Annotated in this window: 21 protein-coding genes; 3 read left to right on the plus strand and 18 right to left on the minus strand. The window is 34.2% G+C overall.

All coding sequences use genetic code 11. From position 1 onward, the window contains the following. Nucleotides 1-254: 254 nt before the first annotated feature. The 5 genes from DMA14_RS18340 to DMA14_RS18365 form a co-directional block, all read right to left on the minus strand. Nucleotides 255-1211: a geranylgeranylglycerol-phosphate geranylgeranyltransferase gene (locus DMA14_RS18340; RefSeq protein ID WP_111426009.1), complete on the minus strand. Its 957-nt coding sequence runs from the start codon at nucleotides 1209-1211 to the stop codon at nucleotides 255-257. Between the two features lie 62 nt (nucleotides 1212-1273). Then, nucleotides 1274-1864: a DUF502 domain-containing protein gene (locus DMA14_RS18345; protein WP_111426010.1), complete on the minus strand. Its 591-nt coding sequence runs from the start codon at nucleotides 1862-1864 to the stop codon at nucleotides 1274-1276. 70 nt (nucleotides 1865-1934) lie between these two features. Beyond that, nucleotides 1935-2873 (minus strand): mevalonate kinase family protein, encoded by a 939-nt coding sequence (locus DMA14_RS18350; RefSeq protein WP_111426011.1) that lies wholly within the window; start codon nucleotides 2871-2873, stop codon nucleotides 1935-1937. A 308-nt stretch (nucleotides 2874-3181) separates the two neighbouring features. After that, complete coding sequence (locus tag DMA14_RS18360) at nucleotides 3182-3400, minus strand: hypothetical protein (protein WP_095928167.1); 219 nt, start codon at nucleotides 3398-3400, stop codon at nucleotides 3182-3184. Between the two features lie 30 nt (nucleotides 3401-3430). Further along, nucleotides 3431-4531 carry a diphosphomevalonate/mevalonate 3,5-bisphosphate decarboxylase family protein gene (locus tag DMA14_RS18365; protein ID WP_111426013.1) on the minus strand — a complete coding sequence of 367 codons (1101 nt, stop codon included), beginning with the start codon at nucleotides 4529-4531 and terminating at the stop codon, nucleotides 3431-3433. A 110-nt stretch (nucleotides 4532-4641) separates the two neighbouring features. On the opposite strand from DMA14_RS18365, the gene DMA14_RS18370 reads away from it, so the two are divergent. Beyond that, nucleotides 4642-5118, plus strand: a complete 477-nt coding sequence (locus tag DMA14_RS18370) for a TspO/MBR family protein (RefSeq protein ID WP_111426014.1) — start codon at nucleotides 4642-4644, stop codon at nucleotides 5116-5118. Nucleotides 5119-5122: 4 nt separating this feature from the next. On the opposite strand, the gene DMA14_RS18375 is transcribed toward DMA14_RS18370, so the two are convergent. The 13 genes from DMA14_RS18375 to DMA14_RS18435 form a co-directional block, all read right to left on the minus strand. Then, a complete protein-coding gene (locus DMA14_RS18375) occupies nucleotides 5123-5878 on the minus strand; it encodes a hypothetical protein (RefSeq protein ID WP_111426015.1) in 756 nt (251 codons plus the stop codon). Between the two features lie 82 nt (nucleotides 5879-5960). After that, on the minus strand, nucleotides 5961-6629 hold the full coding sequence (locus DMA14_RS18380) for an MBL fold metallo-hydrolase (protein WP_111426016.1): 669 nt from the start codon (nucleotides 6627-6629) through the stop codon (nucleotides 5961-5963). 61 nt (nucleotides 6630-6690) lie between these two features. Beyond that, complete coding sequence (locus DMA14_RS18385) at nucleotides 6691-7263, minus strand: Crp/Fnr family transcriptional regulator (protein WP_111426017.1); 573 nt, start codon at nucleotides 7261-7263, stop codon at nucleotides 6691-6693. A gap of 4 nt (nucleotides 7264-7267) precedes the next feature. Beyond that, a complete protein-coding gene (locus tag DMA14_RS18390; protein WP_111426018.1) occupies nucleotides 7268-7915 on the minus strand; it encodes an HAD family hydrolase in 648 nt (215 codons plus the stop codon). Between the two features lie 6 nt (nucleotides 7916-7921). After that, entirely contained in the window at nucleotides 7922-9130 is a 1209-nt protein-coding gene (locus tag DMA14_RS18395) for a BaiN/RdsA family NAD(P)/FAD-dependent oxidoreductase (protein ID WP_111426019.1), read from the minus strand. A 199-nt stretch (nucleotides 9131-9329) separates the two neighbouring features. Further along, nucleotides 9330-10007, minus strand: coding sequence for a glycerophosphodiester phosphodiesterase (locus tag DMA14_RS18400; protein WP_111426020.1), 678 nt, complete (start codon nucleotides 10005-10007; stop codon nucleotides 9330-9332). Between the two features lie 177 nt (nucleotides 10008-10184). Next, nucleotides 10185-11846, minus strand: a complete 1662-nt coding sequence (locus DMA14_RS18405) for an alpha-amylase family glycosyl hydrolase (RefSeq protein ID WP_111426021.1) — start codon at nucleotides 11844-11846, stop codon at nucleotides 10185-10187. A 219-nt stretch (nucleotides 11847-12065) separates the two neighbouring features. Further along, nucleotides 12066-13931, minus strand: a complete 1866-nt coding sequence (locus DMA14_RS18410) for a glycoside hydrolase family 13 protein (RefSeq protein WP_111426022.1) — start codon at nucleotides 13929-13931, stop codon at nucleotides 12066-12068. Nucleotides 13932-14102: 171 nt separating this feature from the next. Then, nucleotides 14103-16217 carry a glycoside hydrolase family 97 protein gene (locus DMA14_RS18415; protein WP_111426023.1) on the minus strand — a complete coding sequence of 705 codons (2115 nt, stop codon included), beginning with the start codon at nucleotides 16215-16217 and terminating at the stop codon, nucleotides 14103-14105. Between the two features lie 26 nt (nucleotides 16218-16243). Beyond that, a complete protein-coding gene (locus DMA14_RS18420; protein ID WP_111426024.1) occupies nucleotides 16244-18547 on the minus strand; it encodes a glycoside hydrolase family 65 protein in 2304 nt (767 codons plus the stop codon). Between the two features lie 139 nt (nucleotides 18548-18686). Next, complete coding sequence (gene pgmB, locus DMA14_RS18425) at nucleotides 18687-19340, minus strand: beta-phosphoglucomutase (protein WP_111426025.1); 654 nt, start codon at nucleotides 19338-19340, stop codon at nucleotides 18687-18689. 18 nt (nucleotides 19341-19358) lie between these two features. Then, nucleotides 19359-20714, minus strand: coding sequence for an MFS transporter (locus DMA14_RS18430; RefSeq protein ID WP_111426026.1), 1356 nt, complete (start codon nucleotides 20712-20714; stop codon nucleotides 19359-19361). 175 nt (nucleotides 20715-20889) lie between these two features. Beyond that, complete coding sequence (locus DMA14_RS18435) at nucleotides 20890-21921, minus strand: LacI family DNA-binding transcriptional regulator (RefSeq protein WP_111426027.1); 1032 nt, start codon at nucleotides 21919-21921, stop codon at nucleotides 20890-20892. Nucleotides 21922-22157: 236 nt separating this feature from the next. On the opposite strand from DMA14_RS18435, the gene DMA14_RS18440 reads away from it, so the two are divergent. Continuing rightward, nucleotides 22158-25139, plus strand: coding sequence for a SusC/RagA family TonB-linked outer membrane protein (locus tag DMA14_RS18440; protein WP_111426028.1), 2982 nt, complete (start codon nucleotides 22158-22160; stop codon nucleotides 25137-25139). A gap of 36 nt (nucleotides 25140-25175) precedes the next feature. Next, nucleotides 25176-26783: a RagB/SusD family nutrient uptake outer membrane protein gene (locus DMA14_RS18445; protein ID WP_111426029.1), complete on the plus strand. Its 1608-nt coding sequence runs from the start codon at nucleotides 25176-25178 to the stop codon at nucleotides 26781-26783. Nucleotides 26784-26788 lie beyond the last annotated feature (5 nt).

A 26788-nucleotide genomic window follows, 5' to 3' on the forward strand; every position in this document is an offset into this window, starting at 1 on the left:
ATTAATAGCACTTTATTTTAAAATGTTCAGGAGCAATGCAATTGGCTTTTTTTGAGACATGGTTTCCCGCTTTTCGTTTCAATTTTTTATTTTTTAAAGAAAAAAATAAAAAGATTTCCACTTCACTCGGGGCTAAAATCAAACAATTGGCTTCTTTTAAAGATTGTTATTACACATAGATTAGCAATCCCGATAGCTACACGAAAGAAAAAATCTGATAAATCTGCCAGATCTGCGAGAAAACTAAAAAGATTTTAGTAATTAGAAATCAATTCCTTTCCGTGCCATAAAACACTAGGGTTAATCAGTACAATGCAAAAAACGCCAGAAACAATCAGGAATTTTAAAACATTATGAAGCCTTAAAAACTGTTCTTTAGAATTGGATTGCCATAAATAAATTAGGAAGAAAAGCAGTACTCCAAAACATACATAAAAATAGATGTCCATATAACCTACATCGTGTATGTTGACCAAAACATACACAGGCACAATGGTTAAAAAAGTTAAAGCTGTAATGATTTGTTTCGAAATTTTTTCGCCATATAAAACAGGAATTGTTCTATAATCGGTTACTAAATCGCCTTTTAGATTTTCAAGATCTTTTATCATTTCGCGAATCAATAAAAGCAGAAATAAGAAAACAGCATGCGCAGAAATCACCACAAAATGACTCATGTGATTCTCAAGTTCTTCAAACGAAATTTTATTGTAGAAGTATAGTAAAATGGCAAAAAACGGAGTTACAGCAAGTAATGCTGACATTAAATTCCCAATAATTGGATACTTTTTAATTTTATGCGAATAAAACCAAATCATAAAAATATAGCCCGAAAAGAATAAAAAAGCTCTCCATGAAACTATAAAAGCCATTAGAACAGCAAGAAAATTCAAACTGAAATAAACATTCAATTTAGTTTTCTGACTGACCAAACGATCCAACATTGATTTATTCGGGCGATTAATTAAATCCTTTTGGCTGTCGTAAAAATTATTGATGATATATCCCGAAGCAATTGTAATAGCGGAAGCAAAGACAATTAAAAACAAATGAAAATCAAGCAAGATATCTAGTGCTCTAATTTCTGGAGCAAGTATAAAAATTGCTGATAAATATTGTGCTAAAACAATGATAGGAATATTGTAACCTCGAACTACAGAGAACAGACTAACAATTTTCATTACTAAAAGTTTTTGTTGTCTGCTTAACATAGATGATAGGGTAGGATTGATTTGATTTAGGGAAGTTAAAGTATATTTTTTGATTCTGAAAACTAGAGCTTGTTTTTTAACAATTCTTCAGATCCATAACCTAATTTTCGAATACAGGCTAAAGCTTGTTTTTGTGTAATGTCAATTTCTGTGATATCTTTTTTATCTACAAAAACCACCGATCCGCTCCACGGATTTGGAGCATCCGGTATAAAAACTGTAAATTTCTCATCACTGACTTGCTCTATTAAAAAAGCAAATTGCAAACCAGCATCTGTAGGAACTAAAATTACTTTTAAATCGTCTTTAGATTCTAAACCTAATATGTTTTCATTCATGCTTTTCATAAATGAATAACCAGGGACAAAACTTAAAATACCATCTTCTAATTTCTGAACTAATTTTTCAGCAGCTGCCGTTTTTGCCAATAATCCAGCAATAAAACAAATTAGGATTATGATTAATATTCCAACAAGCTCCTGAATTGCAAGGCCTAAAACGCTTACTTTTGGTAAAGTGCTTACAAGTGGCAGTGTAGTCTTTTGTACAAGACCATATCCTTTTTCCAAAACAATTAATAGTACAACCAGCGGTACTAAGAACAGAATTCCTCCTAAAAAAGTTGCTTTGAGAATCTTTAAAATACTTTTCATAGGCAATAATTTTTTAAGATTAAATGTTTAGGAAACGGTATTCAATAGCAATATTTTAAGAGGTTTAACTTTAAAACTGATAAACGACCTCTAATTTGTAGTCTTTTAAGGATGCTTTGGCTCTTTCTAAATCTTCGGTAAAACCAAGAATGTAACCACCACCGCCAGAACCGCAAAGTTTTAGGTAATAATCGTTTGTGTCAATTCCGTGTTGCCAGATTCCGTGAAATTGTTCTGGGATCATTGGTTTAAAATGATTTAAAACAACTTTAGAAAGCTTTTTAGTATTGGTAAACAAAGATTTCATATCGCCGTGCAGGAAGTTTTCTACGCAAGCATCTGTATATTTCACAAACTGGTTTTTAAGCATGGCACGGAAACCTTTATCTTTTAAGTTTTCCATAAAAATGCTAACCATTGGAGCAGTTTCGCCCACAATTCCTGAATCTAATAAAAAGACAGCACCTTTTCCGTCAAAACTCTGAGTCGGAATTCCAGTTGCTTCAATGTTATCTTTAGAATTAATCAGGATTGGAATACTCAAATAGCTGTTTAAAGGATCTAAACCAGAGCTTTTTCCGTGGAAAAAGCTTTCCATTTGAGAAAATATATTTTTTAGGTGTAATAATTTTTCACGAGTCAAATTCTCCAGAACAGTAATTTTGTTGGTAGCATATTTATCATAAATAGCTGCAACAAGTGCACCGCTGCTTCCAACACCGTATCCTTGTGGAATACTAGAATCGAAGTACATTCCAGTTTCAACATCATTTTTTAAAGTGTCTAAATCGAAAGTAACCAATTCTGGCTGCTGAGTATGTAGCACTTCAAGATAAGAAGCAAAACTTCTTAAGCTTCTATTTGATGAAATCGCTTCTTCTGTAGGCTCTTCAGATTTTTTTAAAGCGCCATTGTAAAAGTTATAAGGGATAGAAAGTCCTTTAGAGTCGCGGATAATTCCGTATTCTCCAAAGAGTAATATTTTTGAGTAAAATAGTGGTCCTTTCATGATTTATTTAATGTCTTTCTTAATTTTATTTGGGTTTTGCCTGGTATCGAAAATATTATGAATTCTGATTTCATTTGCGCTAAAACTATATAACAGACTTGATTGTTTTGTTATAACGCATTTTCGATATTTTTTGTTTACAGATGATTTTGGAAAAATCTCTGGATTCATCACCATTATTGAAATTGCTTTTTCAAATTTGACAATAAACATCTTTTTTGATTTTTCTGACCATCTTGCTTCAATGAACTTTAAAACTGAATCTAAATTTTTCTCCGCTGTTTTTGAAAAACTTACTTTAAGATCCACTATCTGTATTTTTTCATCACATCCTCATAGCTCGTAAATTCTCCTCTTTCAAATTCTAATTCACTTTGAGCTATATCTTCTTTTTGTTGATCAGTCAAATCGTCCCACCAATCTTTTTTATTTTTTCTAAGCAATTTTGCAACTGCCATAATGATTGAAGGATCATCAGTTTTTTTCAACATCTCCATCGCTTCGCGTTTTTCTAATTGAATGTCCATAACCAAAAATTTAACTAAAGATACGGAAAATTATAATGCAATCGCGCCGCTTCCAATTTTGTCGCAAATGTACTGACCATTCTGACAAAAAACAACTAATTCACTCTGAATAAATTGTAATACTTTTTCGCTAACGTTTTCAGGATAAAGTACATGAACATTTGCTCCAGCATCAAGCGTAAAACATACTGGAATCTTGGTTTCATTTCTAAATTTCCAGATTGCGTTTATGATTTGAAGCGTGTTTGGTTTCATCAAAATAAAATAAGGCATTGATGTCATCATCATAGCATGCAGCGTCAATGCTTCACTTTCTACAACTTTGATAAATTCTTCTAAATCTCCGTTTTCAAAAATGGCGATTAATTTATCCAGATTTTCGTGTGCTTGTGCAAAACGTCTTTCTGCATACGGATGGTTGTGCATTAAATCGTGCCCAACCGTACTAGAAACTTGTTTTTCGCCTTTGTCAACCAATAAAATGGTATCTTGATAATTCTTGAAGTTCTCGTGAATTGTATACGGAAATTCAACTCCAAATAAATCTGTACTTCCTTCGATATTAGCCTGATTTCCCCAAACTACTACATTTCCTTTTACACTTCGGCAAGCACTTCCTGAACCTAAACGAGCTAGAAATGAAGCTTTTTGATAGAAATAATCATCAGTCATTTCTGGATTCAATTTTCTTTCCAAACTCATAAAATTCATTGCCAAAGCCGCCATTCCAGAAGCCGAAGAAGCAATTCCCGAACTATGCGGAAAAGTATTTTGAGTATCAATTGTAAAATGATATTCTTTCAAAAAAGGCAGATAAACTTCAACTCTTTCTAAAAACTTCTGAATTTTTGGCTTGAAATCTTCTTTTGGTTTTCCTTCAAAAAGTAAATCAAAAGAAAAACTATTTGTCCCGCTAGGCGGAGTCGAAGCGTCTTTTTTAGAAAAAGCCAATTTCGTAATCGTTTTACAATTATTCAAAGTAAAACTTACAGAAGGATTTGCTGGAATCTGGTTGTTTTTTTTCCCCCAGTATTTCACTAACGCAATGTTGCTTGGAGCGCTCCATTCAAAGTTTCCGTTTTCGATTGTTGAAGTATATGGATTTGGTATAAAATCAGCTGCTGTTAACATGAATTACAAAATTTTGGCAAAGATAGTTTTTTCGCCATAAAGGGATAATTTTTTATCCATAATGGTTTAAACTTTTCTTTTGACTATTTTTGAATTCAAAATTTGATACAATGAATAAGTTCGTCAAAATCGCTATAGCTTTAGTAATTTGTTTAACAGTAGGATATTCTGCGGGATTGGTTACAAAGCCAAGTATAGAGACTTGGTATGTCATGCTGGAAAAACCAGTTTTTAATCCGCCGAATTGGGTTTTTATGCCAGTTTGGACTGTAATTTATATTCTAATGGCAATTGCGGCTGCATTAGTTTGGGACAGAATAAAAGAAAATACAGAAGAAGTTAAAAAAGCATTGCTGTTTTTTATCATTCAATTGATTTTAAATTCAATTTGGTCTTATTTATTCTTCGGACTAAAAAATCCGATGCTGGCTTTAATCGAAATCGTGCTTTTATGGTTAATGATTTATGAAACGTATTTAAAATTCATCAAAATCAATAAAACTGCAGGTTATTTATTGATTCCGTATTTAGCTTGGGTTGGATTTGCAACTGTTCTGAATGCTAGTATTTGGTGGTTAAACAAGTAGTTTTTTAATTTTTAATCTCCGTTTTCAGTTTCTTAAATTCTTCATTTTTAGCATATAAAAAATCCATTGTATAAAGTAGATTTTTTTGTTTTAGAATAACTTCTGATTGTGGATCAGCGGAACAAAATTCTAGAAAAAGAGCCTTTTCATTTGGATTTAATTTTAAGTCTTTTGTAAAGAAATCCAGAGGGCATGTTGCTTCCATGAATGTTTTGAAATCTAATTCGGGAGTTTTCTTTTTAGGTTTTTTATTGGTGCTGTCTTCTTTTTTAAACAAACTTAGAAGGCCTGCGCCCATAGCGCCAAAATTCATTCCATTTGAAATGGAGCCGTCATAAACTCCAGTGTATTTCCGTAAATCGCGAGAAGCTCTCTGTAATGCAATCGAATCTGAAACTTCTGCAGTAGGACCTACGTGAGGAAATTTTATGTTTGTTATTAAGACCTCATCTAGTTCTTCTGGTTTCAAAATCATATTCACCACAATATTGTTCTGATCTATATTTTCCTGTGAAATTTTTAGCCTTTTAAAAAAGTAATCTTTAGAGAAAAACAACACACTATCTTGCGGTCTTACCAGAATCGAAAATTCGCCAAGTTCGTTTGTTCTCGTGCTGGTCTTAGCAGTTTTATTAATTACCTCTACTTTATTAAGCGGAATATTTTGCGAAAGCACTTTTCCGTTTAATATTTTTTCCGTTTGAGAAACGCTTAGCTGATAAGTGAAAATAGAAATTGTGGTAAGTAATTTTACTCTCATATAGGATTAATTAGTTGAGAGTAAAATTATTAGAATACTCTTAACGAAAACTTACAGAATATGTAAATTCTTGTTAATAAAGCTATCGCGTATTTTGAACAAATTTTTCCAGTTGTCCATTATTAAATAAAACAGGTCCGTGACCAAAACAAAGTATTTTTGGTTTTAGAGAAGCCAATTTGAGAATAGATTTTCTATTGGTTTCTTTATCAGTGGTAAATAAATGGGGAGGTTCATGCAAGCCTACTTTGGTTGTCAATAAGTTCATATTGATCATAACATCTCCAACGATTAAAACGCCATCTTTTTCTCTAAAAAATGAGATGTGACCTCGTGAATGTCCTGGAGTTTCAATAACCGTGAATCCGCCAATTTGATCGCCTTCTTTTAAGGTTTGAGAAACTGGATGTCCTTTTCCTGCCCAGAAATTCTTCTGAAATTTCGAAATGATATGATTCGGATTTGGGTATTCTGTAATTACATTTCCGTTTTCTGCAAATGCTTTTTCAGGTTCACTGCATAAAAGAGGAATATTAAAGGTTTCGCAGATTATTTTACTGCTTCCTTGATGATCGGCATGAGCGTGTGTCAGCGCGTGCTTTGTTATTGATTTATCTTTTAAAGCCTTTAAAATAGTATTTGCAGAACTGCGAATTCCGGCATCGATTAAAACATCTTCAGTCAAATAACAATTGATAGCATTTCTTGGAAATAATGGAATTTGGTAAACGTCTTTGGCAATATTCTTCATCTTTTTCAAATTTTATTTTGACAAAGATTCGAATTCGGTTTTTCAATACACTTGATAAATGTTAAGAAATGTCCTGACGGATTCTGCTTAAAGATTCGGGCGTAATTCCGAGAAAAGAAGCGATATAAATTAAAGGTGTTCGTTGAATTATTTTGGCTGGAGCCGAAGATAAAAAAGTCTGGTATTTTTCTTTAGCTGGAATCATTTGCAGTTTTAAAACGCGATCTGCCATGCAAAGGTAATTTTGTTCTGCCAAAATTCTTCCAACGCGTTCCCAATTCGGAATTTCATTATACAAAAACTGCATTTTTTCGAAAGTAATCGAAAGCACTTCACAATCTTCAATACATTGAATATTTTCAAAAGAAGGAGATTGATTTATGAAGCTAGAATATGAAGCAATAAAACCTTCGTCACAACTTAAATAAGTGGTAATTTCTTTTCCGTCTTTTAAGTAATAAACACGAGCTAGACCTGCGACAATAAAAAAGATTTTACTGCTGGTTTTTCCCATTGAAGAAAGAAATTCTTTAGCTGTAAATCTTTCATATTCAAAACAAGAAGCAATTGTCTCAATTTCATTTTCAGAAAACGAAGCGATTGATTGTATTTGTTTTTTTAAAGAGGGATTCATGATTTTATAAAATAGCAATCAGTTCCGAAGCATTATTAATAACCATTTTTGCTCCGCTAGATTTCAATTCATCTTCCGTTCTATACCCCCAAGTTACACCAACAGGAAACATATTGGCATTTACTGCCGTTTTCATATCAATATCAGAATCGCCGACAAATAGGATTTCTTCTGGTTTTAAATTCCATTTTTTACTGATTTCAATTGCTTCAAACGGATTTGGTTTCTTAAGTGCTTCCGTACTTAATCCAATCGCTGTATCGAATTGCTTTGGAAATAATTCGTAGGCTATTTTCTTCGTCAATTCGTCGGCTTTGTTGGAGAAAACTGCCATTTTGATGTTTTGCGATGTCAGTTTTTCAAGCAATTCAACAATTCCGTCATAAGGTTTTGTTTTCAATGTGCAGATTTTTGAGTATTCATCAACCATGCATTCAAAACAACTTTCGATTTCATCATCAGAACTGTTTGAAGCGGGCAAAGCTTTGCTTACCAAATTTCGTAAACCACTTCCGATAAAATATTGGTAAGTATCGTAATCATGTGTTGGGTAACTTAGAGCGGTAAGCACTTTATTCATCGCATCTGAGATATCGTGTAATGAATCTACTAGTGTACCGTCTAAATCAAAAATAATTCCTTTAAATTTCATTTTGTATTAAATATTTTGAGCCAGAATAAATCCGCTTGTCCAAGCATTCTGAAAATTAAATCCGCCTGTAATAGCGTCTATATTTACAATTTCACCAGCAAAATAAAGGTTTTCATGAATTTTGCTTTCCATGGTTTTGAAGTTGATTTCTTTTAAATCGATTCCGCCAGCCGTTACAAATTCTTCTTTAAAAGTACTTTTTCCGTTTACTTTAAATTCGGCTTTTGTTAATTGTGAAGTCAGATTTTGCAATTGAATTTTAGATAAATCCGCCCATTTCGTTTCAGAATCAATTCCCGAAGCCAGAACCAAACTTTCCCATAAACGATTCGGAAAATCAAAAGGAGATTTTTTCGAAACGGCTTTTTTAGCGTGTTCTTGTTTTAAATCTTTTAGAATATTTTCTGCATCTTCAAAATCAACATCATTTAGCCAATTAACAAAAATGGTAAACTGATAATTTTTATCATGTAAAATGCGTGCGCCCCAAGCCGAAAGTTTTAAAATCGCTGGACCGCTCATTCCCCAATGCGTGATTAATAAAGGACCTGTAGATTCTAGTTTGGTATCTTTTACATTTACGGTAACTTGTGCCGCAACTCCAGGTAATTCTTTAATTCTTGAATCTTTTATATTGAAAGTAAATAGGGAAGGAACAGGGCTTACAATTGCGTGTCCGTGCTCCTGAAGCATTTCCCAGATTTTAGGGTTACTTCCAGTTGCCATTACCAATTTTTCGGCAGCATAATTATCACTTTGTGTATCAATTTTCCAATGATTTTCTTTTTTGAAAATGGATTGTACGCTTTGTCCTGTCAAAACTTTTATGCCTAATTTTTCTGTTGCTTTTAAGAAACAATCAATAATGGTTTGTGACGAATTGGAAACTGGAAACATTCGTCCGTCTTCTTCGATTTTTAATTCTACGCCGTGCTTTTCGAACCATTCAATTGTATCTCCCGAACAAAATTGATGAAATGGTCCTCGAAGTTCTTTTTCGCCGCGTGGATAAAACTTTACTAATTCGTTGGGTTCAAAACAAGCGTGCGTAACGTTGCATCGTCCGCCACCAGAAACGCGGACTTTAGAAAGGACTTCTTTTCCTCTTTCTAAAATGGCAATTTTCAGTTTCGGATTTTTCTCTGCAATATTAATTGCAGTAAAAAAACCTGCAGCGCCTCCGCCAACAATTATTATGTCGAAATTTTTGATCATATTTTTTTTGGTTGCCACTAATTACACGAATTGGCACTAATTTTTTTTCTGCCACTCCCGATAGCTATCGGGATAAAATGATTAACACAGATTTCTCAAATTTAAATACGAATAAATTAATTCGTGGAAATTCGTGTTATTTGTGGCAAAAGAAAAAATCCTTTTAATCCTAATAATCTGTGGCTAAAAATTTTATACTTTATATTTTATCTGGATTATCAGAGATAATTCCGTTTACTTGATAACTTTTTACTTTTTGAATGTCTTCTTCTGTGTTTACTGTCCATGGTAAAACTAAGAATCCTTTTTCCTGCATTTGATGAACATTTTCAATATTCAATAATTGAAAATCAGGATTTATGGCTTTTGCTTTTATTTTTTCGGCGAAAGCCAAAGCAGTATCTATATTTTCTTCTGTTAAAACACCAATTGGGATATTCGGGTTTAGGTTTGATGTTTCCTCCAACATATTCCAATTAAAACTTGAAATGATAAATTGATTGTAATTCCAGTTTTTTTCTGCAATATATTCTTCAATTAAACTGACAACTTTTGGGGCAGTTCCTAAACCTTTTAATTCAATATTGATGAGGCACTTTTTGTCAACCAAATCAAAAACTTCATTTAAAGTTGGGATTTGATATTTTCCATCAATTAAAAATGATTTTAATTCTGCTAAAGTAAAATCATTTACAAGACCTTTTCCATTAGTGGTTCGGTCGATGGTTTCGTCGTGAATTACGATTATGTATCCGTCAGAGCTCAAATGAACATCTAGTTCGATTCCGTCTGAATTTAAGTCTAATGCTTTTTGAAAAGCTTGTAAAGTATTTTCAGGTTCGTAGGCTTTAGCACCTCGATGTCCAATTTTAAGCATTTGTTACGAGTTTAACCGCAAAGGTCGCAAAGTTTTACGCAAAGGTCATAAGGATTATAAAAAAAGTTAGCCACAGATTATAAAGATTAGCACAGATTTTTAAAAATCCTTTTAATCCTAATAATCTGTGGCTAAAAACCTTTGCGAACATCGCGTAAATCTTAGCGTTCCTTGCAGTTAAATCATCTCTAATAAAACTATATCAAAATCATTGTCGATAATCACTTTTCCATCAACAACCTCAACTTCTTGATTTGAATAAGCATCTTTAAGTTTTGTTCCGTTTGGAAAGATATTGCCAACAGGAAGTTCTTTTCTGCCTTTTGGTAAATCTACTCCCATAACTACTTTATCTGTAAAAGAACCTTTTGTAAATGTTCTAGAAAAAGTATAAGGATACGGATTAATCAGTTGATGAACTCCAGCTCCAACAGCTGGATGGTTTCGTCTAAACTGACCTAATTTCTGCCAATGCAAAAGTGTTTTTTGTGTTTCAGGATTGTTCTGAATATCCGTCCAATTCATATTGGAGCGTAATGTTGCATCGCCTTGCGTTCCTTCAATAACTAAAGATCTTGCCGATTCGTCTCCATAATAAACCTGAGACATTCCAGGAGAAAGCAATAGTTTATTGGCTGTTTCAATGCTTTTTGTTCTGTTGGCATCAAAAGGCTGTCCATCGTCATGAGAAGACATATAGTTAAGGACAGAATATCCTTTTAAATCATTATTTAAAGCGTTTGAATATTTAGAAAATAAACCTTCATAATCGTTTTGAGCAGCATTCCATTTAAATTCAAAATTGATCATGCTGTTGAAACCATTTTGAAAATAATTGACTTTTCGATCTCCAAAATCATAATCCTGTCCGCCGCTAATCCCGTAACCGTAAACTTCGGCAATAGTATAAAACGGATTTTGATCTAAAACTTGTAAAGGATGATGTTTTTTCCAAGTTTCAAAAGCGTAATCACATTCTTTTTTGAAATCGGCCCAAACGGCTTCTTCAGTGTGTTTTACAGTATCGGCACGGTAGCCGTCAATTCCAAATTCCAGAATGTAATCTGTAAGCCATTTTATGATGTAATATTTCGGAGTTCTTGGGTAACCTGTTCTTTTAAAGAATTCGTCAAGAGAAGCAATTTCTTTTTCGTAACGGCCTTCTTTTTTCCATTTTTCAATTAAAAGAGAAGGGAGTTCAACTTCTTGTACACTTTCAGTTCTAATATCTGGAAGATTGTCAACCAAAGTACACATTGTAGTATTTTCAAACGATTTATAATCGCAGACAACGCCCGTTCTAACCCAATCTGAAGGCCAAACAGGATCTTCGGGAGTTACTGGGCCAGTATGATTAATTACGCCATCCAGAATTATTCTGATATCTTTTTCGTGTGCTTTTTTAACGAGATTTGCTAAGTCTTCTTTTGTTCCAAAGTTGGGATCTAAGGCGGTCCAATCTTTTGCCCAATAACCGTGAAAACCATAACTCAATCCAGTTCCTTCATCAACGCCGTCGTGAATCTGCTCGACAATCGGCGTAAGCCAAATGGCATTAATTCCTAATTTTTCAAAATATCCAGATTCGATTTTTTTAGTGATTCCGATGATGTCACCGCCTTCAAATCCGCGTAATTTTCCGGGAGTTTTGGTTCGGTTGAAATTGACATCGTTTGAAGTGTCTCCGTTGTAAAAACGATCTGTAAGTAAAAAATAAACATTTGCTCCTTCCCAAACGAAAGGTGTCTTTGAAGTATTATTCATTGTAACTGATTTTGAGCCAGAACAACCCATTATTAAGAATACTAAAGATAGATAAAGGAAAGTGTATTTTTTCATTCTTTAAGAGTTTTTTAGATAAACATCATGTTGAAAAAAAATAGCCACAGATTACACAGATTAAAATGATTTTTTTCTTTTGCCACGAATTACACGAATCTCCACGAATTAATTTATCATATTTAAATTTGTGAAAATTAGTGAAATTAGTGGCAAACAAATCTGTGCTAATCTTTATAATCTGTGGCAAAAAGATACTGCGAACTTCGCGGTTAAGCTTTATTCCAATTCTAAAACCAAAGCCGATTTTGGTTCTAAAGTAATTTCAGAAGCTAAATCGAATGTTTTTCCTGTGATAACATCTTTTCCTGATTTGTAGTTTTTGATGCTTTCTCTAAAACGATTTGTTTTTACAACCTGTTCTTTTGCATTGTTATTGAAAACTACCATAACCGTTTTATTATCAGTATATCTGAAATATACATACGTGTTATTTTCTGGAATGTAATGTGTCATTTTTCCAAAATGAACCGCTTCGTTTGTTTTTCTCCAGTTGAATAATTTTGCACTGAAATCAAAGTAAGCTGCTTGTTCTGCAGTTCTTCCTTCTTTGGTGAAAGCGTTGTTTTTATCTCCAGCCCATCCGCCTGGGAAATCCTGACGAATATCGGCATCTCCGCCTTTGCCTTTATCACCACCCATTCCGATTTCTGAACCATAATAAATTTGTGGGATTCCGCGAACTGTTGCCAATAAAGTCATTGCCAGTTTGTATTTTGGAAGGTCATATTTGAACTTTTCGTTCATACGATCTGTATCATGATTTTCGGAAAAAACCAAAATATTATTGGTGTTTGGATATAAAAAATCCATTGCAAAATTGTTGTAGAATTTTATCAATCCATTGTCCCAGCTTGGTTCATTTTCGTTAAAAGCAGAAGTAATCTGACTTTGAAGTGTAAAATCCATTACACTTGGAAGATTTGAATTGTAGTTTTCAATTGCTCCAATTTTACTGTCTTTCTGCCAAAAAGCTAAATTCGCCTGATTGTGCATCCAGATTTCACCTACAATATTAAAATTCGGATATTCATCTGTAATAGATTTTGCCCAATTTGCCATTGCCGTTTTATCTGAGTAATTATAAGTATCAACTCTGAAACCATCAAGATTTGCAAATTCAATCCACCAAATAGCGTTTTGAGTTAAGTATTTTGCAACCAAAGGATTTCTAAGATTCAAGTCTGGCATTGAAGGTACAAACCATCCATCAACACAAACTTCCTGATCTATTTTTGAAGCATGAATATCGGTAATTACTTCACGACGGTGATGCGTTTGTGTGAAAGTTTCGAATTGATTGAACCAAGTTTTAGTTGGAATATCTTTCATCATCCAGTGTGTAATTCCCCAGTGATTGGTAACATAATCCATAACCAGTTTCATGTTCTTTTTGTGCATTTCTGCCGATAAACGAGCGTAATCGTCATTAGTTCCGTAACGAGGATCTATTTTATAAACATCAGATTGTCCGTACGTATGATATGAATGTTGTTTGTCGTTGTCTTCGCATAAAGGCGTGCTCCAGATTGTAGTCGCGCCAAGAGACGAAATATAATCTAGGTTTTTGATGATTCCTTCGATATCGCCACCGTGACGTCCACTTGGGTCTTGACGGTTTCCTTTTTCAGTTAAAGAAGCATCGCTATCGTTTTTCGGATTTCCATTCGCAAAACGATCCGGCATAATTAGGTAAATCAGGTCAGAGGCGTCGTAACTTTTTCGTTCTGCTGAATTTGCTCTTCTTTCTTTAAGAGCATATTTTTGAGTAAAAGCAACTTTATTTTTGTTTTTGAAAGAGAAAACCAATTCAGAAGCCTTTACGTCTTTTGTGTCTATGGTTACGAAAAGATAGTTTGGATTTTCTGTTTTCTCAACATTTTTGATTGACACATTATTAGAAACCGAAGCTTCATATTGTGCAATATTCTTTCCGTAGAACATAATCTGCAGTTCCGAATTTTTCATTCCTGTGTACCAAAATGGCGGTTCTACTTTTTGGATTTGCGCTTTCGCGGAAGCGGAAAACAACAAAACCATTAGGATTAATCTAAAGATATGATGGTTTATTTTTAGGCTGTTCATAGTTTTTGTTTTTAGTTCGATTTCCTGCAAGGTTTCAAAAACCTTGTAGGTATATCAAATTGAGTAAAGTTGTAGAAGACCTACAAGGTTTTTGAAACCTTGCAGGACAACTATAAAGGATTAAAAAAAAGACAAGTAATTATGGGGGAAAATTACTTGTCTTCAAAAAAATTATTTGTTTTCAATAATGCTTATCGCATAACCTCCTCCAGGAGCAGAAAACTGAGATAATTTTGATTTGTTTGTTACAGCAATTTTTTTGATAGTATAAGCCTGCGGATTAGTTTTGTAATGCGCATCTTTTGCATCAGCATAAATTGTTGCGGTGTATTTTTTACCTTTTTCAAGGAAGCTGAAATCGATGTTTGAAGTACGAGAAGTTTCTCCGTTTACGTTTCCAACGAACCAGTTGTTTGTTCCTTTTGCTTTACGCGCAACAGTGATGAAATCTCCTGGCTCAGCCTCGATATATTTACTTTCTGACCAATCTACAGCTACATCTTTAATAAATTGGAATGCATCTGGAAAACGGTTGTAGTTTTCTGGAGTATCAGCAGCCATTTGTAATGGACTGTACATTGTAACGTATAAAGCTAATTGGTTAGCCAATGTACTGTTTACATGCGATTTGTTTTCAGGATTCATTTTGCTGATATCCATTTCGAAGATTCCCGGAGTATAATCCATTGGACCACCAATTAAACGTGTAAATGGTAAAACCGTTACGTGATTTGGTTTAGAGCCTCCAAAAGCTTGGTATTCTGTTCCTCTTGCTGCTTCGTTTCCAATTAAGTTAGGATAAGTTCTTGCAATTCCTGTTGGGCGAACTGCTTCGTGAGCGTTCACCATAATTTTGTAATCAGCTGCTTTTTCTATAGCGTATTGATAGTGGTTTACAATCCATTGGCTGTAGTGGTTTTCGCCTCTTGGTAAAATATCACCTACGTAACCACTTTTTACAGCATCATACCCGTTATCGTTCATGAATTTGTAAGCAGCATCCATGTGACGCTCGTAATTACGAACAGATCCAGAAGTTTCGTGGTGCATGATGATTTTTACACCTTTAGATTTTGCGTATTCGTGAAGACCTTTTACATCAAAATCCGGGTAAGGCGTCAAGAAATCAAAAACATAATCTTTTGAATGTCCAAACCAGTCTTCCCAGCCTTCGTTCCATCCTTCAACCAAAACAGCGTCGAAACCATTTGCAGCAGCGAAGTCAATGTATTTTTTTACGTTAGCATTGTTTGCACCGTGAGTTCCGTTTGGTTTTGCTTTCGCGAAATCAGTAACGCCCAATTGAACTGTTGGGTAGTCATTAGTATAAGACCAAGAGCTTTTTCCTGTAATCATTTCCCACCAAACACCAACGTATTTTACTGGTTTAATCCAAGAAGTATTTTCAATTTTTGATGGATCGTTTAAGTTGTAAGTCATTTTTGAAGCTAAGATTTCTCTAGCATCATCGCTCACGATAATCGTTCTCCAAGGAGAGTAATTTGGAGCTTGCATATGCCCTTTGTCTCCTTTTGCATCTGGAGTTAACCAAGATTCGAAAACCAAGTTTTTATCATCTAAATTCAAGTGCATACAAGAATAGTCAATCAAAGCCGCTTCGTGTAAGTTGATGTAAATTCCGTCAGCAGTTTTTAACATCAAAGAAGTCTGAACTCCTGTTGGTGAAAAAGATTTTTGAGAAACGTTTGCTGTATATGCTTTTTCAGATAAACCTCTAATTTCAGATAATTTTGATTTTGTATAATCGTATTCCTGAGTGTCATAATCTCCTGGAATCCAGAAAGCAGTATGATCTCCAGTCATAGCAAATTGAGATCTTTCTTCTTTGATTACAAAGTAAGTAAGATTCTTTTGCGCTGGGAATTCATATCTAAATCCAAGTCCGTCGTCGAATAAACGGAAACGGATAACGATTTGTCTGTCTGTACTTTTTTGGTTTAAAGTTACAGCCAATTCATTATAATGATTTCTGATGTGATCTACTTCTCCCCAAACTGGTTTCCAAGTTTCATCAAAAGTTGAAGTCTTAGTATCAGTGATTGTAAAGTCGTTCAACAAAGATTTTTTGTCATCTTTAAGTTCAAGACCTAGTTTACTGGTTTTTACAACTTCTTTGTTTTTGTATTTTAAATTGTACGTTGGAGTTCCGTCGTTTTGAAGAGAAAATTCCATTACGAACTTTCCTTCGGGTGATTTTAATTGCTGCGCTTTTGCAACGGAGCTAAACGCAAACAAAATTAAACTTGCGAAAAATAAGTTTTTCATGTTTTTTGATTTTTAGAGTATTGTATTTAATTTATTTGTACAAATTTACTTGCAATTACAGGATTTCCATTTACGATAATTGTTAAATCTTGATCGCCGTCTACAGTAAAAGTTGTTTCGTTGTGATTTACAGCTACTTTTAAAATTTGATTTCTGAAATTAATTTTAAAAGAGTAGCCTTTCCATTCTTTTGGGATTTTTGGAGAGAAATGAAGCTGGTCATTTTTAACACGCATTCCTCCAAAGCCTTCCACGATACTCATCCATGTACCGGCCATTGACGTGATATGGCAACCTTCTTCCACTTCTTTATTATAATCGTCCAAATCCAAACGAGAAGTTCTTAAATAAAATGTATATGCCATGTCCATTTTATCTAAAGCTGCAGCCTGAATCGAGTGTACGCAAGGCGAAAGCGAACTTTCATGAACCGTAAATGATTCATAAAATTCGAAATTGCGTTTTAATTCTTCTTTAGAAAAATGATCTTCGAAGAAATAGAAACCTTGTAAAACGTCGGCTTGTTTGATGTAAGGCGAACGTAAAACGCGATCCCAAGACCATTTTTGGTTAATTGGACGCTGTGAACGATCTAGATCTTTTACTGGAACTAAATCTTTGTCTAAGAAACCATCTTGCTGTAAATAGATTCCAAGTTTTTCAGAAACTGGGAAATACATATTATCAGCTACTTTCTTCCATTCTTTGATTTCTTCAGATGAAAGATTTACTTTTTCCAAAACACGTTTGTGATCTGCAGGATATTCTGAAGCTACTTTTTCGATTTGTTCAGCAGCAAAATCAATACACCATTTTGCAATATAATTGGTGTAGAAATTATTGTTGATGTTGTTTTCGTATTCGTTTGGACCTGTAACTCCAAGAATTACATATTGATTTTTTTCGTTAGAAAACGAAGCTCTTTGATGCCAAAAACGAGCAATTCCGATTAAAACTTCTAAACCTTTTTCTGGAATATAAGAGTAATCTCCCGTGTAGCGGTTATAATTATAAATTGCAAATGCAATCGCACCATTTCTGTGGATTTCTTCGTGCGTGATTTCCCATTCGTTGTGGCATTCTTCACCATTCATGGTCACCATCGGGTATAATGCAGCACCGTTTTTGAAACCTAAATTATCTTTAGCATTTTCAATCGCTTTGTCTAATTGATTGTAACGGTATGTCAACAAGTTTCTTGCAACTTGTTGATCTTTTGTAGCCATATAAAATGGAATACAATAAGCTTCAGTATCCCAATAAGTCGATCCGCCATATTTTTCTCCAGTAAAACCTTTTGGACCAATGTTTAAACGAGAATCTTTTCCTGAATACGTTTGGTTTAATTGGAAAATATTAAAACGAATTCCTTGTTGTGCTTTTACATCACCTTCAATTGTAATATCTGACATTTCCCAAACTTTTGCCCAAGCATCAATTTGGTTTTGAAGTAAGGTTTCATATCCTAAAGCAACAGCAGATTTGATTACTTTTTCGGCTCCAGCCAAAGTGTTTTCGTGGTTTAAAGAAACGGTATATCCGCCAATTTTTTGAATTGTTGAGGTTTGCCCTTTTGCAATAATAGTTCCGTAAGTGTACTGAACTTTATCTACAGTTGAATCTATTGTTGACGGTGAAATATTTGCATTTTCTCCGTTAGCAAAAATCGTATTGTGCATGAAAGTCGTAACCTTGAAATGCGTTTTGAAAGTTTGAGCCGTTACAAAAGCTTCGTTTGTGCCTTTTTTTACTTCAAGAGGTTCCCAGAATTTTTCTTCCCAGTTGGCATCTTCATTGGTTACACCAGCGTCGATATACGGTTTGTAAACGATTTTTGCATCTTTGTTTAAAGGTGTAATATCGTATTTGATCACTCCAGCTTCGTCTAAATCTAATGAAAGAAAACGACGAACGTTTACAGCGATTTCAGTTCCGTTTTTTAGAACTGCTTCAAAAGAACGATTGTACCATCCTTCTTTCATATTCAATTCTCTGCGGAAGTTTCTAACTTCGGTACACGTATTTAAATCAAGGTTTTCCTCGTTGATTTCAATATCAATTCCTATCCAATTTGGAGCATTTAATACTTTAGCAAAATATTTCGGATACCCGTTTTTCCACCAGCCCACTTTTGTTTTGTCTGGATAGTAAATTCCAGCAATATAACTTCCTTGGAAAGTTTCCGCAGAATAGGTTTCTTCAAAATTTGCACGCTGTCCCATAGCGCCGTTTCCGATACTAAAAAGACTCTCAGAAGATTTTACTCTCTCTGCATCAAATCCTTCTTCAATAATAGACCAATTGTCTGGTTTTATATAATCTTGGTTCATCTTTTAAATTAGATAATTCGGCAATTTGGTAATTAGATAATTGCCTTGGTTTCTTATTAACTTTTTACATTCATTTGAGTAATTGCTGCATTAGAATATTTGTCGATGAGAAGAATTATCTCATTGACACATTTTCTAACTATCCAATTAACTCTTCAATAAAGCTTGTTTCGATTTGGGTGAAATCTTTAAAAATGTGATCAGCTTCATGTAAAATTGTTTCCTCACCAATTCCCACACTTACCATTTCTGCGATGTTTGCTGCCTGAATTCCGGCAACAGAATCTTCAAATACGATTGAATTTTTTGGATCAATGTTTAATAATTGAGCCGCTTTTAAGAATACTTCAGGATCTGGTTTTGCATTGCTAACATCATTTCCGTCAACAATAATATCGAAGTAAGACAGAACCCCTGTTTTTTCTAAAATTGGTCTTGCATTTTTACTGGCAGAACCCAATGCAATTCCTTGGTTTTTATCTTTTAATAGTTTTAGAATTTTTAAAACTCCTGGAAGAACCTCACTTTCATCCATGTCAACTAAATAAGATAAGTAGTCTTCATTTTTTTGAATTAACCATTGATCTTTTTGTTCTTGAGTGGCTTGAACATTTCCTAACCCAAGTATAATGTCTAACGAACGAACACGGCTAACACCTTTTAGAAGTTCGTTGTCTTCATGTGTAAAATTGATATTTAACGATTTGGCAATTTTCTGCCAAGCCAAAAAGTGGTATTTAGCGGTATCAACGATCACTCCGTCAAGATCGAATATGAATGCTTTTTTGCTCATTGTATGGAAAATTCTTTGTTATGATTTTTGAGTAAAGTCGTCTACGTCTTTTACTTTAGAAACTAAAGCAGCAGCAATTAGAAAACTAACTCCGCTTGTAACTAAGGCGTAAATAGCGTCTCCGTTGTAAAGGTATTTTACAATTGGACCACCGATTAGAGCATTTACAATTTGTGGAATAACAACAAAGAAGTTGAAGATTCCCATGTAAACTCCCATTTTTTTAGGTGTAATGGAACCCGCAAGAATAGCGTAAGGCATTGCCAGGATACTCGCCCAAGCAATTCCGATTAAGATCATTGGTAGTACAACCCAGTCTTCATTTGGCATGAAATAAATGGAGATTAATCCAATTCCTCCAATGACCAATGAAAGAGAATGTGTTGCTTTTCTTCCAATTTTTTTAGCGATATAGGGCAAGAAAAACAAAGCGACAATGGCAGAAACTAAGTTGTAAACACCAAACAAAATTCCAACCCAGTCACCAGCATCTTGATATTGCTGGCTTGAAGTGTCTTCTAACGACAAACCGTAAATATGATGCGCGATTGCTGGAGTGGTAAAAACCCACATTCCGAATAATCCGAACCAAGAGAAGAACTGAACCCAACTTAACTGACGCATTGTAACAGGCATTTTTGCAAAATCGGTAAAAATGTCTGTGATTTTTGATTTTTCTTCAGAATCAGGAATTGCATCATTTTGTGGATCTTCAAATTTTGCCAATTCTTCTGGTGAATATTCTTTTGTTGTGAATAGCGTAACTAAGATTGAACCGATTAAAACTGCTGCTCCAATGATGAAAGACAACGTTAGGTTTAACGGAACGCTTCCTGGAACTGTACTGTTTGGCACGCCAAAATATTTCGTAAGAATGTATGGCAATGCAGAACCAATTACGGCTCCAAAACCAATTAATGAAGTTTGAATACTAAATCCCGCAGTGCGTTGATCTGTTCTTAAATTGTCTCCGACAAGTGCTCTGAAAGGCTCCATTGCAATGTTGAAAGAAGCATCCATGATCATTAACATTCCCGCTCCAACCCATAAGGCAGGTAAAACAGAAATGAAAATGTTAGCCTGCGGCATCAGAATTAATCCTACCGAAGCTAAAACGGCTCCTACTAAAAAGAAAGGTTTTCGTCTGCCGAATCTTCCCCAGGTTTTGTCGCTATAATGACCAATGATAGGCTGAACTATTAATCCCATAAGAGGAGCAATAATCCAGAACCACGAAAGTTCATGTACATCAGCACCAAAAATTTGAAGAATTCTGCTGGCATTTGCATTCTGAAGTGCAAACCCCATTTGGATTCCCAAGAATCCGAAACTCATGTTCCAGATTTCCCAGAAACTTAATTTACGCTTTTCCATTATCGTAATTTGTGAAAATTATACGATAAGCGCTTTGCTTATCAAAACTTTGTTTCTTTCGAAGTAAAACTAAAAGCCTTGACGGGCGTAAAATTATAAATTATTTTTTTATATATACTAATAAAAAAAGCATAAATATTTTTTCTGGCTTTAAAAAGTGTTGATTTTAAGGTTTTTAGTCAGTAGATTCTCGTTTTATTAGATGGGTTTCTATAACCTCTGTTATATAATTTTCATTGTGTTCTTCGTCATCATCATCCTCGGCTTCTATTCTTTCTATAAGCATTTTAGCTGCTTTATTTCCCATTTTTTCTCCACTCTGACTAACTGTTGTAATGGTTGGAGTAGAGTATTTCGAAATAATTCCGTCTGTAAATGCAATTACCGCTAAATCTTCAGGAACTTTCAATCCCATCTTATTTGCTGTTTTGATAATAGTTACTGCAAAAAGCTCATTTACAGCAAAAACAGCATCGAAAGCTCTAGCGTGTAGAAGCTCAGAAATGGTTATTTCGCAGGTATCTACATCTTCAATTTTTATGATTAAATCTTCATTGAAAGGAAGACCGTTATCTAGTAAAGCTTTTTCGTAACCGTCAGTTCTTAGTTTTCCGACACTTACATAATCAACTGTTGTTACGAGTGCGATTTTTTTACGTCCGCTGTCAATTAAACTCTGAACGGCTTCATACGCTGCAGATTTATCGTCAATAATTACTTTATCACATAAAATATCATTTGTAACGCGGTCAAACATTACAACTGGCATTCCTTGATTGATAACTTCTGTAATATGATGGAAGTCGCCTTTGAACTGGGTTTCTTTAGAAAGAGACATGATAAAGCCGTCGATGCTTCCGTTGGCCAGCATCTCCATATTTAGGACTTCTTTATCAAAAGAATCATCAGATACACAGATCACAACACTATAGCCGTATTCGTTCGCAACCTGTTCAATTCCGTTGATTACCGTAGAGAAAAAGTAGTGTACAATTTCGGGAATAATGATGCCAATACTCTTCGTTTTTCGGTTTTTTAAACTAAGAGCAATATTGTTTGGTTTGTAGTTATAAAACTTCGCAAAAGCTTGAACTTTTAACCGTGTTTCTTCTCCAATTTCAAGACTGTTTCTAAGTGATTTTGAGACAGTTGAAATAGATACATCAAGTTCCTTTGCAATCTGTTTTAGGGTTATTTTGCGTTTCATGGAGTTAATTCAAAAAAATCTAATTAATAATAAAGGTGTATAATATTTTTTGTATTTGCAATTTTAACGCTAAAAGATTACAAAAAATAGAAAGTTTTCAACACTACCACGTTTTCGTAAAGCAATAAAAAATGCCTGCGGTTGAGCATGTTAATAAATTCATAATTTTGAAATTCGAAGTAAAATTAAAAACTTAACTAACATTCAAAAACTCAAAACTAATTTAAACAAAAAGTATGAAAACAATTTACAAAAAGTTGTTATTTTTATTCCTATTGTTGCCTTTTACAGTGTTGGCTCAGAACACTTTAAAAGGGACTGTTGTTGATAAAACAACAGGTCAGCCAATACCAGGAGTAAATGTAAATGTACAAGGTGCTCCAAACGGTGCATCAACTGGATTTGATGGAAATTACCAGCTATCAAATGTTAAAAATGGTAACAAAATTGTTGTTTCTTTTATTGGTTACAAAACAGAAACAATTGAGTACACAGGTCAAAAAACACTTAACGTTACTTTAGAAGAAGACACCAATCAGCTTAAAGAAGTTGTGGTGCAAGTTGGTTACGGAACTGTGAAGAAAAAAGACGCAACAGGATCTGTTTCTCAAATTGCGGCAAAAGACTTTAATAAAGGGATTAACGTAACTCCTGAGACATTAATCAGCGGACGTATTGCTGGTGTAAATGTAGTTGGAGGTGGAGCTCCAGGAGCAAAAGCAGATATTAGAATTCGTGGAGGATCTTCATTAAGTGCTTCTAATGAGCCATTAATTGTTATTGACGGGCTTCCAATGAGCAATGCTGTACCGGATGGTGCTACAAGTGTTTTGTCTACTATTGATCCTAATGATATTGAATCTTTCACTGTTCTTAAGGATGCATCTGCAGCAGCAATTTATGGTTCTCGTGCTGCAAATGGAGTAATTGTAATTACAACTAAAAAAGGAACTAAAGGTGGTGTAAAAGTAAATTTCAGTTCACAAGTTGGTATAAATACAGTTGCTAATACTGTTGATGTGATGAATGCTGATGAATATCGTGCAATTGTAAATACAAACGGTACTCCAGCTCAAAAAGCTTTACTTGGTACAGCAAATACTAATTGGCAGGATGAAATTTTTCACACGGCTCTTACAACAAATAATAATATATCGGTTAGTGGTTCATTATTTAATAAACTTCCAGTGCGTTTATCTGTAGGGAATGTTGATAATCCTGGAATATTAATGAATACTTCTTTTGAGAGAACTACGACATCGTTATCGTTAAATCCAGTTTTATTTGACAATCATTTAAAAATCGATATTACAGGAAATTTAGCTTTTGGAAAAAATCAGTTCCAAAATGAAGGAGCAGCAATTAGTAGTGCTATTATATTTGATCCAACGCAGTCAGTTTATCAAGAAGGTTCTAGATATGGAGGATACTTTGAATGGTTAGAAGCAAATGGGAATGTGCCATTGTTGCCAGCAAGAAACCCTGTAGCGAGATTAAATCAAGAAGACAGAAGAGCAACTTCTACAAGAAAATGGGGTAATATTAGATTAGATTATAAATTTCATTTCTTTGAAGATTTAAGAATCGTTGCCGAAGCAGGTATTGATAAATTTGATAGTGATGGTTATAATGCAATCAGTACTGAAAGTATCTTAGGATACCAGCCGAACACATTTGATAAAGGTAACTGGGTTAATTTAGGAGGATATACTCATTATACAGATACTCGTCAGAACAAAAATTTAAATACATACTTTAATTATACTAAAGATATAGGTAAGTTTAAAATTGATGCTACAGCTGGTTACAACTATCAGCTATTCCAGAGAGAAGGATTTAACTCAGGAGATATTAAACAGCCTAATCCGCCTGCGGATGTTACAACAGATGCAGACGTTAACTTGCAGTCGTATTTTGGACGTTTGAATTTAGGATATGACAGTAGATATTTATTAACTGTTAACTATAGAAGAGACGGAACTTCACGTTTCTCTAAAGAAAACAGATGGGGTAATTTTGCAGGAGGTGCTTTTGCATGGAACTTAGCAGAAGAAGCATTCTTAAAGGACAATGAAACTTTATCTAGTTTAAAATTAAGAGTTGGATACGGAACTACTGGGCAGCAAGATATTCCGCGTGCATATGATTATTTGCAGCGAGTAACATTAGGAACGCTAAATACACAATATGTTTTTGATGGTGTTATTTATAGAGCAGCAAGGCCTGAAGGGTATAACAAAGATATTAAATGGGAAGATTTAGCAGAAATGAACCTTGGGGTTGATTTTGGATTCTTTCAAGAAAGATTGACAGGTTCTGTTAACTATTTTGATAAAAAATCTAATGATCTTTTGGCTGAGATTCCAGTTCCAGATGGAGCAAATATTAGAAATCAAGGATATAGTAATATTGGTAGCGTAAGAACAAAAGGGGTTGAGTTTAGTCTTCAATCGGATATTATCAAAAATGATAAATTAACATGGAATCTTGCTGCTAACGTAACGTACATTGATCAGAAAATTTCTGATTTAGGAGTTCAGGTTCCTGGATTCCAAGGGTATATTACTGGTGATGTAATTGCTGGTGGTACAGGGAATCAGGTGTTAATTCACTCAGAAGGATACGCACCAAATTCATTCTTCGTATTTGAGCAATTGTATGATGCGAACAAAAGACCTATTCAAGGTGCTTACGCTGATAGAAATGGTGACGGTGTAATTACAGATGCTGACCGTTATAAATATCATAAACCAACAGCAGACTATACTTTTGGACTGTATTCTACATTGAATTACAAAAAGTTCGATTTTACAATGAACTGGAGAGCTAGTTTAGGAAATTATATTTTCGATAACGTAAGTTCTGATAAAGGATATTTGCAAGCAGGTTTAAGAAGAGATTCAGATCTAGCAAATATTACAAAAGATTATTACAACACAGGTTTTACAACTGAAAGTAACTCTAACGGAACACAACGTAATTATTCCAATTATTACGTAAAAGATGCTTCTTTTATTAAGTTAGACAACATTGTATTAGGATACACATTTGATAAAACATTATTAAAAGCAGCTTCATTAAGATTTACAGCTGGAGTTCAAAATGTGTTTGTACTTACAAAATACGATGGTTTAGATCCTGAAAAATTCAACGGAATAGATAATAATGTTTATCCGAGAGCGAGAACATTCTTGTTTGGAGTAAACGCGAATTTCTAATAGTACATTGAAAATTAAATTTAAAAAATAAACAAAATGAAAATATCATTTAAATATATATCTTATTTTCTCCTATTTATATTAGGATTAAGTATGACACTTACTTCATGTACGAGTGACTTAGATGTGAAGCCAACAGATGATGATGAGTTTCTTTCTGATGACTTTTTTCAAGATCCAGCATCGTACAAGCAAGTAATGGCAAAATTATATGCAGGTTTGTATGTAGGGGGTAATGATGGTGACGGACAAGCTGATATTTCTGGACTTGGAGGAGATTTCAGTAGTTACCTTAGATTGATGTTTGTTACTCAGGAGTTTCCAACAGATGAAGCCATTGTTGCTTGGAGTGATGATGGTTTGCCAGCTATAAATGGACAAAAATGGAGCCCAAGTAATCAGTTCTTGTACGGAATTTTTTCACGTGCTTTTTATGAAATCAGTGTGGCTAATGAGTTTTTAAGACAATCAACAGATGAGAAGTTAACTGCAAGAGGCGTTGATGCTAATTTAAAAGCAGAAGTGAGTACTTTAAGAGCAGAAGCACGTTTTTTAAGAGCATTCTCTTATGTTAACTTAATGGACTTGTTTGGAAATGTACCAATTACTACTGAAAATGATCCTGTTGGATTTTTCTACCCAGAACAGAAAACAAGAGCAGAAGTTTTTGCTTTTGTAGAGTCAGAATTAAAAGATATGGATGCTACTTTGGCTCCATCTGGATCAAATGAGTATGGTAGAGTTGATAAAACAGCTGCTAAATTTTTATTAGCACAAATTTATTTAAACTCTAAAGTATATACAGGAACGGAAAGATATAATGAAGCAGCTACAATATGTAACGAAATTGTAACGGGTTCTGCTTATACTTTTGCAAATGTACCTTACCGTTACTTATTTTCTGCTGATAATAATAGAAATGGAGCGCAAACTGAAGTTATTTTCCCAATTGTTGGAGATGGAAATGCAATTAGAGCAATAGGTGGAGGTATGAGTTTTATTTTGCACGCATCTATAGGAGGAAAAATGGTTAGCGCCGATCAAGGAATGGATGGAGGTTGGTCTGGTATCAGAACAAGACCAGAATTTGTTCAATTATTTCCTGATGTAAATGCAGCTTCCGATAAGAGAGGGACATTTTTTACTGATGGACAAACCTTGGATATAGCTGATTATGGAGTATTTACTAACGGTTATGCGGTGACAAAATTTACAAATATAAATTCTGATGGTTCTAAAGCACAAAGACCAGATATGCCAGACACAGATTTTCCAATGTACAGATTGTCAGATGTGTATTTAATGTACGCTGAAGCTACACTAAGAGGTGCGTCGTCTGGTAATGCTGCATTGGCTTTAGAATATGTAAATAAAATTAGAGCAAGAGCTGGTGCTGGTGTTATTACAAATTCTGAATTAACATTAGATTTTCTTTTAGATGAGAGAGGACGTGAATTGTTTTGGGAATGTCATAGAAGAACAGATTTAATTCGTTTTGGCAAATTCACAGGATCGTCTAAAATCTGGCAATGGAAAGGTGGCGTAAAAAATGGTAGTGGTACAGACTCATTCAGAGACTTGATGCCTATTCCGTCACGAACTATTCAAGCAAACCCAACTTTAAAACAAAATCCAGGATACTAACTAAC

It is taken from the genome of Flavobacterium sharifuzzamanii (assembly GCF_003254585.1).
Lineage (GTDB): Bacteria > Bacteroidota > Bacteroidia > Flavobacteriales > Flavobacteriaceae > Flavobacterium > Flavobacterium sharifuzzamanii.